The sequence below is a fragment of the Xanthomonas sp. BRIP62415 genome, from assembly GCF_003993515.1.
Lineage (GTDB): Bacteria > Pseudomonadota > Gammaproteobacteria > Xanthomonadales > Xanthomonadaceae > Xanthomonas > Xanthomonas euroxanthea.
This window is the reverse complement of record NZ_QEZH01000037.1, coordinates 315,696-329,285: the sequence shown is the minus strand read 5'-3', so window position 1 is coordinate 329,285 and position 13,590 is coordinate 315,696. Positions and strand designations below refer to the sequence as shown.

Below are 13,590 nucleotides of genomic sequence, written 5' to 3'. Positions count from 1 at the left end.
GGAATGACGCAATGCCCGCAGGAAAGCGCGTTTGACTCAGCGTGCCAGCCAGCCGCCGTCGACCGGAATGATGGCGCCGTTGACGTAGTCCGAGGCGCTGCTGGCCAGGAACACCGCGGTGCCGCCGAGGTCGGCCGGCACGCCCCAGCGCGCGGCCGGGATGCGGTCCAGGATGGCCTTGTTGCGCTCCTGGTCGGCACGCAGCTGGGCGGTGTTGTCGGTGGCCATGTAGCCGGGCGCGATGGCATTGGTGGTCACGCCCTTGCTGGCCCATTCGTTGGCCAGCAGGCGGGTGATGCCGGCGATACCGGACTTGCTGGCGGTGTAGGACGGCACGCGGATGCCGCCCTGGAACGACAGCATCGAGGCGATGTTGATGATCTTGCCGCTACCCTGGGCGATGAAATGGCGGCCGGCGGCCTGCGCCATGAAGAAGGCCGACTTGAGGTTGACGTTCATCACGTCGTCCCAATCCTGCTCGCTGAAATCCACCGCGTCGGTGCGGCGGATCAGGCCGGCGTTGTTGACCAGGATGTCCAGGCGACCCAGGCCGTCCAGCGTTTCCTTGAGGATGCGCTCGACCGGCTCGACGCTGATCAGGTTGGCCTGGATGGCGATGAAGCGGCGGCCCAGGCCCTTGACCAGTGCTTCGGTCTCGGTCGGCGCCTGGATGCCGGCGGCGGCGATGTCGGCGCCGGCCTGTGCCAGTGCCAGCGCGATGCCCTGGCCCAGGCCCGTGTTGGCACCGGTGACCAGTGCGACCTTGCCTTCGAGACTGAACGGATTACTCATTACCTTATCGCTCCTGCTGGATGTGCCACGTTGTGATGAGTGAACCGCGCGGCGCGCGGCAGAATGCGTTGATGTCGTTTCGACTGCTGCGTCGCGAACGCCTGAGGTGGAGCGCGCTGGCGTTGCCGGTGCTGGCCTGGATCGCAGGCTTTACCGAAGCGAACGATGGCGAGAATCAGGCTTACTTGAGCTGGCAGATGTCCAGCACGTGCATGTCGGTGTAATCCAGGTTCTCGCCGCCCATCGCCCAGATGAAGGCGTAATTGCTGGTGCCGGCGCCCATGTGGATGGACCACGGCGGCGACACCACCGCTTCGTTGTTCTGGATCACGATGTGGCGCTGCGCCTCGGGCTCGCCCATGAAGTGATAGACGCGGTCGTTGGCGCCGAGATCGAAGTAGAAATACACCTCGCTGCGGCGGTCGTGCAGATGCGGCGGCATGGTGTTCCAGACGCTGCCCGGCTTGAGCACGGTCAGGCCCAGCAGCAGCTGCGAGGACTGGCAGGTGGCCGGCACGATGTATTGGTAGATGGTGCGCTCGTTGCTGGTTTCCAGCGCGCCGCGGTCCAGGGCCACGGCATCCTTGATCGAGAGTTGCCTGGTCTCGAAGCGCGCATGCGCCGGCGTCGAGGCCAGATAGAACTTGGCCGGGTTGGCGGCGTCGTCCGAAGCGAAGCTTACATCGGTACTGCCCATTGCCACGTACAGCCCATCCTTGGGGCCAAGCGTGTAGGCGGTGCCGTCCACGGTCACGGTGCCGGTGCCCGCGCCGACGTTGATCACGCCCAGCTCGCGGCGCTCCAGGAAGGCATGACCGGCAGCGGAGGCCGGCTCGGTCTGCCTGGGCAGTTCCAATGCGGTGCCGAGTGGCGCCGCGCCACCGAGCACGAAGCGCTCGTAGTGGGTGTACTTCAGCGTGACCGCATCGTCGACGAACAGGCCATCGAGCAGATAGAGCTCGCGCAGGTCGTCGTTGCTGGCGCCCTTGATGGCGTCGGGATGGGTGGCGTAGTGGGTCTTGCAGTACAGGGACATGCGCGATCTCCGGTGCCACGCGCGGGGGGATTGGCTGGCACCGGGCCATTCTACCGGCACTGGTTAACCGGTGTCATTGCGCAGTGCACGATGGGGGTTCGACAGTGCGGCGACCCCTCCCTCACCCCAACCCCTCTCCCGCCAGCGGGAGAGGGGCTTCACGGCAGCGGTCGGCGAACTGCCTTCCCCCGCCTGCGGGGGAAGGTGCCCGAAGGGCGGATGGGGGCAGCCATTGGCCGAACGAGCCAGCTGTTCTCACCCCGATGGTCACAACGCACTACTAGGGTGGAGCGGCGTGTCGGGTGTGCGGCATGCGCGGCGGGGGGTGTCTTGGCGCGTTTCTGGCGCATGCCTACGTTGCGCTTAGATGGCTGCCTGCCGCCTTGCCCTCACCCCAACCCCTCTCCCGCAGGCGGGAGAGGGGCTTCACGGCAGCGATCGGCGGACTGCCTTCCCCCGCCTGCGGGGGAAGGTGCCCGAAGGGCGGATGGGGGCAAGCCGTTGGCCGAACGCGCCAGCTGTTCTCACCTCGACGGGCACACGGTCATGCAAGGTGGAGCGGAAGCCAGCACCGCGTGGGCGCGACGCGCGGCCCTCAAATCTTCCGGCGCGGCGCGGCGCTCAATCTTCCGGCGGTTGGCAGGAGTCGCGCACGATCAGGTGCGGGCGCACGCTGGCGGTGGGCAGCTGGGGGGCGTTGTCGGGCTGGATCAGCATCGCCGCCGCAGTGCGGCCGGTGTCGCGGGTGTGGCGGCGCACCGAGGTCAGCGGCGGCCACAGCCGGGAGGCCAGCGAGCTGTCGTCGTAGCCGATCACCGACAGCTGGCGCGGGATGCTGATGCCGGCGCGCAGCGCCACCTTGTAGATACCGGCGGCCATTTCGTCGTTACCGGTGAAAATGGCGGTGGGGCGTTTCTTGCCCAGCAGCAGCTTTTCGGCCGCGGCCACGCCCGATTCGAAGGTGTAGCCGGCTTCGACGATGCGCTCGGGTGGCAATTCGATGCCGCGCCGGGTCAGCGCATCGGCAAAGCCGGAGGTGCGCTCGATCGAGGACCGGTAGGCGCTGGGGCCGGTGACCAGCGCGATGTCGCGGTGGCCGAGCGAGAGCAGGTAATCGGCCGCCTCGGCGGCACCGTCGCGGTCGTGGGTGATCACCGTCTGCGAGGTGGTGTCCAGCGCCACCGAGGCGATGCGGGTGTAGCGGCAGCCGATCTCGGCCAGCATGTCGGCCAGCGCCTGGTCCTCTGAGGCGCGCGGCACCAGGATCACCCCGTGCAGCTTCTGCGCCTGGGCGAAGCGGCGCACGCCTTCGATGTAGCCGGGGCTGCGGCTGTCGCAGGGGTGCACCACCAGCTCGAAGCTGGAGCCGCGCAGCGCGTCCAGCGCGCCGTACTGCATGTCCACGATGTACTGCGCGGTGGGGTTGTCGTAGACCATGCCGATCAGGAACGAGCGCCGGAACGCCAGCCCGCGCGCCAGCGGGTCCGGCGCGTAGCCGACCTCGCGCATCAGCGCCTCGACCTTCTCGCGGGTGTCCTGCCGCACCAGCGGCGAGTTGTTGATGATCCGCGAGACGGTCTTCTTGGAGACCCCGGACATCCGGGCGATGTCGTTGATCGTGGCTACCTTGCCCTTCGGCAGGCCAGGCATTCCCTCTTCGGGCATCTTGCGGGCGGGCATAGCGGTCAACCGTTCGAGTTGAATGGATTCTACCGGCCAGCGGGTCGGCAAGCCGTCGCAGGCTTGCCGATGTCCCGCATCCGCAGCACCGGACGCGCCGCGGCCCGGTGCGCCGCGACATGCCCGCCAATGCAGAACGGTCAGTCCAGGGCGCGGTAGCGGAAGTTGCGGAACTCCACCTGGCCCTGCCCGGCGGCATACAGCGCCGGTTTCAGGGCCAGGAACTTGCCGGCCACGTTGTGGTGGTAGCCGGACACTTCCATCTGCACCGGGTACTTGGTCCAGGTGGTGCCGTCGGTGCTGCTGTGGATGGTGACGATGTGGCGGTTGTTGGTGACGCGCAGCCACACGCTGCCGCCGGTGCTGCTGGGCGCCAGCTTGGCCGGGCGCTCCTCGCCGTAGCGGTGCATGACGAACTGCTCGCCATTGCTGCCGACGCCGGCGTAGAGCTTGTCGCTGTAGAACAGCAGCGCCCCGCCCTGCCCGCCCGGTGCCACGGTCATCTGCACTTCGAACTGGTAGGCCTGGTCGGTGGCGATCACGGTCAGCGGCGAGGCATCGCGCGGGGCGCTGCCCTTGCCCTGCAGGCGCAGCACGCCATTGCCCACCTGCAGCCGCTTGGCCTCGTCGGCGGCCGGGTTGAAGAAGGACCACTGCGGGCCCAGCGTGCTGGCGCGGAAGTCGTCCGACAACGCCAGCCCATGCGGCAGGGCCTGCCCGCTGGGCTTTTTCAACGGCGTGCCCAGGTCGCCGCCCTTGGCGACGAACCAGCCATCCGGGGTCCATTCGATCGGGTCGAGCAGTGCCTGCCGGCCCAGCGTCCAGTAGCCGTGTTCGTAGCCGTGGTAGAGCATCCACCAGCGTTTGTCGGTGCCTTCCACCAGGGTGGCGTGGCCACGCGACCACCACGGCTCGTCGGCACTCCTGGTGCGGGTGATCGGGTTGTTGGGCGCGTTCTGCCAGGGGCCGTGGATCGAGCGCGAGCGCGCGGTGATCACCATGTGCCCGGTCGGCGGGCCGGCGGTGCCGCCCACGGCGGTGGTCATGTAGTACCAGCCGTTGTGGCGGGTGATCTTGGGGCCTTCCTGCGCGTAGCCTTCCACGTCCCAGCTTTCCGGGTACTTCCAGCCGTCGTAGACGTGCTTCGGGGTGCCGACCACCTTCAGGCCGTCGTCGGAGAGCTGCACGTAATCGCCGCCACTCAGGAACAGGTAGCGCTTGCCGTCTTCGCCCACCGCATGGCCGGGGTCGATGTACTTGCCCAGGCCGATGTCGATCGGCTTGCTCCACGGGCCGTTGATGTCGTCGGCCCAGACCACGAAGTTGCTGCGCTCGCCCTGGTCGCCGCGCCGCGCCGGGAAGTAGATGTAATAGCGCTTGCCGTGCTTGATCAGGTCCGGCGCCCAGATCGCACCGACGTTCTGGGTGATGGCGTGGCCCAGCGGCTGCCAGTTGACCAGGTCGCGCGAATGCCAGATCGGCAGGCCCGGATAGGCATCGAAGGAGGACAGCGTGAGGTAGTAGTCCTGCCCGTCCTTGAGCACCGACGGGTCGGGGTGGTCGCCTGCCAGCACCGGGTTGAGGAAGGTGCCGTTGCCTTGATCGGCAACGCGCTGGTGCTCGATGCCGCGCTTCCAGTCGGCCGCGGCACCGAGCCCGGCGCACAGCAGCAGGCCGCTGGCCAGCAGCCAACGCCATCGGGATGAAGTGATACCTGTACGCATGCTCTCTCCTGTCCCCCGGATCCCGGGGCTTGGCGGCAACCGGTGGGCAATGCCACCGGTTAACCGGATGAGGCGGAACCTTCCCGCCGGCAGCAACGTCCTGCACGCTCGGCAAGGCGTCGCACGCGCCCGGCAGGTGGAGCATCGATGCGGCATCACCTGCCGCATCGATCACGCCCATCCACCAGGCACCCGATCGCTTAGCGCGTCATGGCGTTACGCGCGCAATGCGCGTGGCAACCACAGCGACAGTTCGGGGAAGAACGCCACGATCAACAGCACGCACAAGGCCGCCAGCCAGAACGGCCAGATCGTGCGCATGCTCTGGGCGATGGTGATCTGCCCGATCGAGGTGCCGATGAACAGCACCGAGCCGATCGGCGGGGTGATCAGCCCGATGCCGCCGGCCAGCACCATCACCAGACCGAAGTGGATCGGGTCGATGCCGTAAGCCTTGACCACCGGCAGGAAGATCGGCGTGCAGATCAGGATCTTCGGCGCCAGGTCCATGAACATGCCCAGCAGCAACAGCATCACCACGATCATCAGCAGCACGGTGTTCTTGCTGTCGGCAATCGCCTGCAGGAACTTCACCGCCGCCGCCGGCACCTGCAGGTAGGCCAGCAACCAGCCGAACACCGCCGCGGTGGCGATCACGAACAGGATCACGCCGGTGGTGCGCGCCGCATGCGTCACTGCCGCGAAGAACTCGGCCCAACGCAGCTGGCGATACAGCAGCGCGGTGACGATCAAGGCGTACACCACCGCGATCGCCGCACTCTCCACCGCGGTGAAGATGCCGGCGCGGATGCCGATGAAGATCAACGCGACCAGGCCCAGGCCCGGCAACGCGCCGAACAGGCGCAGCGCCACCGCGCGCCAGCCCGGGAACGGCTCGGTGCCGTAGCCGCGATGGCGTGCCACCGCATAGCCGGTGACCATCATTGCTGCGGTCATCAGCAGCGCGGGGAAGATACCGGCGGCGAACAGGTCGGCGATCGACAGCCCGCCACCGGCCGCGGCCGAGAACAGGATCAGGTTGTGCGAGGGCGGTACCAGCAAGGCCACCAGCGCGGCGGTCATGCTCACGTTGACCGCGTAATCGCGGTCGTACCCGCGCTTGATCATCTGCGGGATCATGGTGCCGCCGACCGCCGAGACGTCGGCAATCGCCGAGCCGGACACGCCGCCGAAGAACAGCGACGACAGTACGCTGACCTGCCCCAGGCCACCACGCACGCGCCCCACCAGCGACGAGGCCAGCGCGATCAGGCGTTCGGAAATACCACCACGCAACATCAACTCGCCGGCGAAGATGAACAGCGGGATGGCGATCAACGACGCCGAGCCGCTGCCGGCGGAAATCTGCTGCACCAGCACGACCGTGGGCAGGTCCAGATACAGCAGCGTGGCCAGTGCGGCCGCGCCCAAGGCGTAGGCCACCGGCACGCCGATCAGCAGCAGCACCACGAAGGTTCCCAACAACATCGCGATGCCCATCAGCGCACTCCTCCGGCCTGGATCGGGCGCAGCACACGCCACAGCTTGTACAAGGCAAAGAGCACCATCAGCGCGCCGCCGATCGACAGCGGCAGGTAGTTGATGCTCTGCGGCATCTGCGCGCCGGCCATCTTGATGTCCAGGCCATCGAGCAGCAGCGCCGCACTCCACCACGCCAGCACCGCGCCGATGGCAATGATCATCAGCGGGCGGATCAGGTCGAACACGCGGCGCACCAGCGGTGGCACGTGTTCGCCCAGCAGGTAGAAGCCGAAGTGGCGGTTGGTATGCACGCCGGCGGCCGCGCCCAGGCTCAGCGCGGTGCTCAGCAGCAGCAGCGTCACCGGCTCGGTCCAGCTGGGCGAGTCGTTGAGCACGTAGCGGGTGAACACCTGCCAGCCCTGCACGACCACCAGGCCCAGCAGCGCGATGGAAGCCACGCCAACGGCGGTATCGGAAACGCGGTCCAGCGCGCGCTGCAACGGCGCGACCGGGACGGCGACGGTCTCGGGTTCGGTCATCGGGTCACCTCTATGCAAAATCGCGGATGCGGCGGTACAGCGCTTCGATCTCGGGCTGCTTGCGGTATTCGGCCAGCAGCGGCGCGGCGGCGGCGCGGAACGCCGGCATGTCGACCTGGTTGAGCTTCACGCCGTAGTCGATCACCTGCTTGCGCGCGATGGTCTCGGAGGCATCCCACAGATTGCGCATCACCGGGACCGAGGCGCGTGCCAGCTCCACCACCAGGCCGCGGTCGGCCGGGCTCAGCGACTGGAAACTCTGCCGCGACATCACCAGGATGTCCGGCGCGTAGGAATGCTCGCTCTGCGACCAGTAATGCGCGGCTTCGAAATGCCGGCTGGACTGGAAGCTGCGCATGTTGTTTTCCGCACCGTCGATCATGTGCGTTTCCATCGCCGAGAACGTCTCGCCCAGCGACATCGGCGTGGGATTGGCGCCCAGCATGCGCATCAGCTTGAGGAAGATGTCCGACGAGGCCACGCGCAGTTTCAGGCCCTTGAGATCTTCCGGGCGGTGCAGCGGATGCTTGGTGTTGTAGAAGCAGCGCGCGCCCGAATCGTAGATCGCCAGGCCCACCAGATCGCGCTGCTCGAAGCTGCGCAGCACGCTGTCGCCGACATGGCCGTCGATGGCGCGGCGCAGATGCGGCACCGAGTCGAACACGTACGGCAGGCACAGCGCCTGGGTCAGCGGAAAGGTGTTGTTCAACGCACCCGAATACACGCGGGTGATGTCGATGGCACCAAAGCGCGCCATGTCGATCGCCTCCGACTCGCGCCCGAGCTGGCCTGAGTGGTACTGGCGCAGCTTGAGCCGGCCATTGGTACGCGCTTCGAGCTGCTTGCCGAACCAGCGCACCGCTTCCACCGTGGGGTAGTCGCCGACGTGCACGTCGGTGGCGGTGAGCAGCTGCCCACCGGGAATCGGCGTGGTGGCACCGGCGCCCAGCCAGGGGCCGGCCGCGGCGGCGCCGAGCCCGGCACCGAGGAAATGTCTGCGTGTGATCATTGGCGCCCTCCCAAGCGTCTGGTCACTGGGTCCGGCGTTACTTGGCGGACACAGCCGTACAGGAAATGTCGCCGATGCCGGCGAAGCGAATCAGGGCATGCTGTCCCACTTCGATGTCATGGATACCGGTGGCATTGCCCGTGGCGATGAGATCACCGCGCTTGAGCGGACGCCCGCGCTGGGCCGAACGGCCGAGCGCAAATGCGTAGGCGGCGCGCAGCCCGCCCGGCAACGTGGTGGCCCCGCCGGTGCCGACCAGCTGGTCGTCGATCAGGGTTTCAGCGGTCAGCGCAGATTCGTCGCGCGCCAGCCAGTCGGTCACTTCCGGCCCCAGGATCAGGCCGTTGTTGTTGCCGAAGTCGGAGATCACCACGCGCGGGCCCAGCTTGTTGATGGTGGCCAGCGGGCTGCTGGCGATCTCCACGCCGATGAACAAGGTGGCCGGCAGCTGCGCCGCCTCCTCCGGGGTGAAGTGGGTCTGCTCGGCCGGCGCGTCCGCGTCCAGGCGCAGCACGTACTCGGCCTCGACCGCGCCAAAGCCGCCTTCGTAGATCGAAAACTCGGTTGTTCCACCGGTGGCATTCCAGAGCTTGTGCGAGAAGATCGGGCCGAGCAGGCGCTCGTCGCCGGAATGGTCGCGGCGCTCGGCAGCGATATAGCCCACCTTCCAGCCGACCACCCGGTCGTCCCACTGGCTGATGGCGATATCCTGCACCTGGTAGGCAGTGACCAGATCGTCAGGGATTTGCCCGGGAAAGTCGGGCAGCGATGCCCCTGCACGGCGTGCCTCCACAAAGCGCTGCGCGATCTGCGACAGCGAGGATGTGGACGATGGCGGAGTGGCGGCGTCGTTGCTCAAGGGTGTCTCCCTGATAGGTGTTTTTTTTGCACTGCCAATCGACAGTGGCACGGTGTGCTGTATATGGTAAACCGGTGTCATTGGCAATGTGCAGTGCGGCAAAGTGGCCGCAGGAACGAAGCAACCCTGGGAGGGGTGGATGGAACAGACAAGCCAGACGCGCGTGTTTGCCGCGTTTTCGAGCCTCATGCGCCGGTGCATGACCGTGGGGGTGATGGGTTTGCTGCTGGCAGGGCCGGTGCTGGCCGCCGAGGCACCTGGCGCAGAGACCGCAGCCGAGCAGGCCAGCCGGATCCCGCTGTGGCCCAAGGGGCTGGCACCGGGTGACAAGGCGCTGCAGCAGCCGCAACGCATCGTCCAACGCAGCAGCGACCCTGCGCTGCCCGATCGCTATATTCAGCAGATCAGCACGCCGTATCTGGTGGTCTATCGGCCCAGGCAGCCGAACGGCACCGCCCTGCTGGTCACCCCCGGCGGCGGCTACCAGCGCATCGTGCTCGACAACGAAGGCAGCGCGCTGGCGCCCAGCTTCGTCGACCAGGCCGGCATCACCCTGTTCGTGCTGCGCTACCGGCTGCCCGGCGAAGGCCACCCGAACGGCGCCGACGTGCCGCTGGCCGATGCACAGCGTGCGCTGCGGCTGATCCGCGCCAATGCCGCCCGCTACGGCATCGATGCGCAGCGGGTCGGGGTGATGGGCTTTTCGGCCGGCGGCCATGTCGCCGCCAGCCTGGGCACGCGCTACGCCGCGCAGGTGTACCCGGCCCAGGACGCGGCCGATGCGCTGAGCGCGCGGCCGGATTTTGAACTGCTGATCTACCCGGTCATCGACATGGACAGCGCCAACGCGCACCCGGGCTCGCGTGAGCGCCTGCTCGGCAGCAGTCCAGACGCGGCGCAGGTGCGCGCGTATTCGCCGCAACTGCATGTGGATGCCCGCACGCCGCCCAGTTTCCTGCTGCATGCACAGGACGACACCGTGGTGCCGGTGCGCAACAGCCTGCTGATGCACGAGGCGCTGCTGCGCGCCGGCGTGGCGAGCGAGCTGCATGTCTTCCCGCAGGGCGGCCATGGCTTCGGCACCGCCAGCGGCACCGGCCTGACCGTGGCCGCATGGCCGCAGCTGGCGCAGGCCTGGATCGCGCATGTCACCAGGGGGCAGACGCCTGCATCTGCATCTTCACCGGCACCGGCAGTGATCCCTGCGCAGGACGCGGCGCGATGACAGCGCCGTCCATGCCCGACACGCGCCGACGCACGCTGCTGCGTGGCGGGTTGCTTGCCACTGCCGCAGCAGCGCTGCCCGGCGTCGCCGGCGCGGCCGCACCGCCGCCACGCGAGGACAGCGCGCCGCTGGCACGCGTGCGTGGCGGCGCGCTGCGCGGCTATCGCGACCAGGGCATCTGCGTGTTCAAGGGCATCCCGTACGGCGGCGACACCGCCGCGCGGCGCTTTCAGGCACCTGTGCTGGAAACGCCTTGGCAGGACGTGCGCGATGCCGGCGCCTACGGTGCAGCCGCACCGCAACTCAAGGCCAGCGAACCCACCAGCGAGGACTGCCTGTTTCTCAACGTGTGGACGCCCGGCCTGCGCGATGGCGGCAAGCGGCCGATCCTGTTCTATATCCACGGCGGCGGCTACACCACCGGCTCCGGCAGCGACCCGCTGTACGACGGGGTGCGCCTGTGCAAGCGCGGCGACGTGGTGGTGGTCACCGTCAATCACCGGCTCAACCTGTTCGGCTACCTGTCGCTGGCGCAGCTGGGCGATGCCGGCTTTGCCGACTCCGGCAATGCCGGTCAGCTGGACCTGATCCAGGCACTGCAGTGGGTGCGCCAGCACGCGGGCGAATTCGGCGGCGATGCCGGCAACGTCACCGTGTTCGGCCAGTCCGGTGGCGGCGCCAAGATCGCCACGCTGATGGCGATGCCGGCCGCGCGTGGCCTGTTCCATCGCGCCTGGACCATGAGCGGGCAACAGGTCACCGTGGCAGGGCCACGCGCGGCCACCCAGCGCGCGCAATTGCTGCTGGATGCGCTGAAACTTGCGCCAGGCGAGCTTGCGCGGATCCGCACGCTACCGGTGGCGCAGCTGCTGGCTGCCGCGCAGCTGCGCGACCCCTCGCGGGTGGAAAACAGCGCGTTGTATTTCGGCCCGGTGCTGGATGCGCGCAATGTGCCGGTGCACCCATTCTGGCCGACTGCGCCACTGCAATCGGCCCGCATTCCCATGGTGATCGGCAATACCCGCGACGAGACGCGCGCGTTTCTCGGCAACGACGCCAAGAACTTCGCGTTGAGCTGGGACGAGCTGCCGGCCAGGCTGGAAAGCCAGCAATACGTCGACCTGCTGCCGCAGGTGGTGATCGCCGAATATCGCCGTCTGTATCCGCAGTACTCGCCCTCGGACGTGTTCTTTGCGGCGACCACCGCCGGCCGCTCGTGGCGCGGCGCGGTCGAAGAGGCCGAAGCGCGTGCGCGCCAGGGCGCACCGACCTGGGTGTATCAGCTGGACTGGGGCTCGCCGCTGGATGGCGGCAAGTTCGGCGCCTTCCACACGCTGGATATTCCGCTGGTCTTCGACACCATTGCGCAGCCCGGCGCGCGCACCGGCGACGGTGCCGATGCGCAGCGCATGGCCGCGCAGATGAGCCAGGCACTGCTGGCGTTCGCGCGCAGCGGCAACCCGAATCATCGCAGCCTGCCGCATTGGACGCCGTATTCGCTGCAACGCCGCGAGACGCTGCTGTTCGATACACCGAGCCGGCTGGAACACGACCCGCGCGGTGGCGAGCGCAAGCTGTACCAGCAGGCGCCTTTCATTCAACGCGGCACGTTTTGAGCGCCTGCGTGGTGGAGCGCCACCTCGCGCGGGCTGATGGCCGTCTGCAGCGGCAGGGTTTTTGCCGCTACAGGGTGGCACCGATCAAGGCGTGGCCCCGGTGATCGTGCTTGGGGCTTTCTGACTGCCTTTGGTCTTCCAACTCGATTTCGGCGTCTGCCTGCCTTTCGTCTTCCGTTCGTCTTCCGACTGACATCCGTTTCTTGATCGCTTCTTCGTCTCTGGTGACTCATGCGCTTCCTGTCTCTCGTACCGCTGGTCCTGCTGGCAGCAACCGCTACACCTGCTGCACACGCCGTTGAAGCGCCGCCTGCACCCGTGCCGGCATCTGGCGTGCCCGCGACCGGCACGCAGCTTGCCGCCAGCAAGATCGTGCTGGTCGGCGATTCCACCACCGCCGTGCAAGGTGGCTGGGGGCCGAGTTTCTGCGCACAGCATGTGACCTCGTTCCTGAGCTGCCTCAATCTGGCGCGCGGCGGCCGCAGCACCTCCAACTACCGTGCCGAAGGGTCGTGGGAGATCGCGCTGCACGAGCTGCGCAGCGGCGGTTATCGACAGGTCTATGTGCTGATCCAGTTCGGTCACAACGACCAACCCGGCAAACCGGGGCGTTCCACCGACCTGACGACCGAATTCCCCGCCAACCTGCGCCGGTATGTGGCCGAGGCGCGCGCCGCCGGTGCGATTCCGGTGCTGGTCACGCCATTGACGCGGCGGCAGTTCGCGCGCGGCCAATTAGTGGATGACCTTGGCCCGTGGGCGGAGGCCACGCGCAAGGTTGCGCAGGAATTGCAGGTGCCGTTGATCGATCTGCATGCGCGCAGTCGTGCGCTGGTGCAGGGCATGGGTCCGGTGTTGGCGATGCGGCTGGCGCAGCGGCCTGCCGATCCCGCGCAAGTGCTTGCCGCGCAATCGGGCACCACGATTGGCAAGACGCCGGTGCAGGCATTGCATGCGCCGCCGCCGTCAAAGATTGCGGCAGCGGGCAGCGTCTCCGCCAGCGCGCAGGACAATGCCAACGCCGAGCCGATGGGCCAGGCCAAACTCGCGTTCGACTACACCCATCTTGGTGCGGACGGCGCGGATCTGTTCGCGGCGATTGTTGCCGACGAGTTGGCAAAGCACGTGCCCGCGTTGCGGCCGTTGTTGATTCCGTGATGCGTCATTTCATCTGATCAACTAGAGCGGCTAACAAACCTACTTGACGCCAGTCAATTGCAGGCCGGCTGATGTGCTGCCTGGCTGCAGGGCCCTTGCCCGCCCACCATCGCGAGACACGCCGCAAGTACGTCCTTGTAGCGGCATCCATGCCGCGTAAGGTCCCGCGACAGCGGCAGGCAAGACCTGTCGAGATGATTGGCACGCAGGGCTTTCAATAAAACAATCAGCACAGTGTCTGGAGCGGTGAGGGCACCGCGATCTCGACGCTGCGAGTTTGCTGCAGGGCCCTTGCCCGCCCACCATCGCGGGACACGCCGCAAGTACATCCATGTAGGCTCTGGCGCGGCATCCATGCCGCTCAAGGTCCCGCGACGATGGGCGGGCAAGGACTAGTCGAGAGGGTCGGTGCGTATGGTTTTCGGCAAAGCAATCGACCAACTTCCTGGTGCGGTGTCCTCACCAATTGC

Annotated in this window: 11 protein-coding genes; 3 read left to right on the top strand and 8 right to left on the bottom strand. The window is 67.4% G+C overall.

The window, feature by feature from the left end:
* Positions 1-36 precede the first annotated feature (36 nt).
* The 8 genes from kduD to EO141_RS20740 form a co-directional block, all read right to left on the bottom strand.
* Positions 37-792 (bottom strand): 2-dehydro-3-deoxy-D-gluconate 5-dehydrogenase KduD, encoded by a 756-nt coding sequence (gene kduD / locus EO141_RS20775; RefSeq protein WP_127170154.1) that lies wholly within the window; start codon positions 790-792, stop codon positions 37-39.
* A gap of 181 nt (positions 793-973) precedes the next feature.
* A complete protein-coding gene (kduI, locus tag EO141_RS20770) occupies positions 974-1,828 on the bottom strand; it encodes a 5-dehydro-4-deoxy-D-glucuronate isomerase (protein ID WP_104585805.1) in 855 nt (284 codons plus the stop codon).
* Positions 1,829-2,449: 621 nt separating this feature from the next.
* The gene (locus EO141_RS20765) at positions 2,450-3,508 is read right to left on the bottom strand and encodes a LacI family DNA-binding transcriptional regulator (RefSeq protein WP_024939515.1); all 1,059 of its coding nucleotides are present in this window, start codon (positions 3,506-3,508) and stop codon (positions 2,450-2,452) included.
* 140 nt (positions 3,509-3,648) lie between these two features.
* Positions 3,649-5,232 (bottom strand): family 43 glycosylhydrolase, encoded by a 1,584-nt coding sequence (locus tag EO141_RS20760; RefSeq protein WP_104650413.1) that lies wholly within the window; start codon positions 5,230-5,232, stop codon positions 3,649-3,651.
* A 216-nt stretch (positions 5,233-5,448) separates the two neighbouring features.
* Positions 5,449-6,732 carry a TRAP transporter large permease gene (locus EO141_RS20755; RefSeq protein ID WP_104586363.1) on the bottom strand — a complete coding sequence of 428 codons (1,284 nt, stop codon included), beginning with the start codon at positions 6,730-6,732 and terminating at the stop codon, positions 5,449-5,451.
* Positions 6,732-7,253: a TRAP transporter small permease gene (locus EO141_RS20750; protein ID WP_164739353.1), complete on the bottom strand. Its 522-nt coding sequence runs from the start codon at positions 7,251-7,253 to the stop codon at positions 6,732-6,734. Before EO141_RS20750 ends, EO141_RS20755 begins: the two co-directional genes overlap by 1 nt.
* 10 nt (positions 7,254-7,263) lie before the next feature.
* Positions 7,264-8,262 carry a TRAP transporter substrate-binding protein gene (locus EO141_RS20745; protein ID WP_104586361.1) on the bottom strand — a complete coding sequence of 333 codons (999 nt, stop codon included), beginning with the start codon at positions 8,260-8,262 and terminating at the stop codon, positions 7,264-7,266.
* Positions 8,263-8,299: 37 nt separating this feature from the next.
* Complete coding sequence (locus EO141_RS20740) at positions 8,300-9,121, bottom strand: 2-keto-4-pentenoate hydratase (protein ID WP_127170153.1); 822 nt, start codon at positions 9,119-9,121, stop codon at positions 8,300-8,302.
* A 199-nt stretch (positions 9,122-9,320) separates the two neighbouring features.
* Here EO141_RS20740 and EO141_RS20735 point away from each other — a divergent pair, with 199 nt between their 5' ends.
* The 3 genes from EO141_RS20735 to EO141_RS20725 all read left to right on the top strand — a co-directional run bounded on the left by EO141_RS20735 (position 9,321) and on the right by EO141_RS20725 (position 13,120).
* A complete protein-coding gene (locus EO141_RS20735) occupies positions 9,321-10,346 on the top strand; it encodes an alpha/beta hydrolase (protein WP_127170195.1) in 1,026 nt (341 codons plus the stop codon).
* Complete coding sequence (locus EO141_RS20730) at positions 10,343-11,962, top strand: carboxylesterase/lipase family protein (protein WP_164739351.1); 1,620 nt, start codon at positions 10,343-10,345, stop codon at positions 11,960-11,962. The genes EO141_RS20735 and EO141_RS20730 overlap by 4 nt, the downstream gene beginning before the upstream one ends.
* Positions 11,963-12,295: 333 nt before the next feature.
* Complete coding sequence (locus EO141_RS20725; protein WP_241236708.1) at positions 12,296-13,120, top strand: rhamnogalacturonan acetylesterase; 825 nt, start codon at positions 12,296-12,298, stop codon at positions 13,118-13,120.
* Positions 13,121-13,590: the final 470 nt, after the last annotated feature.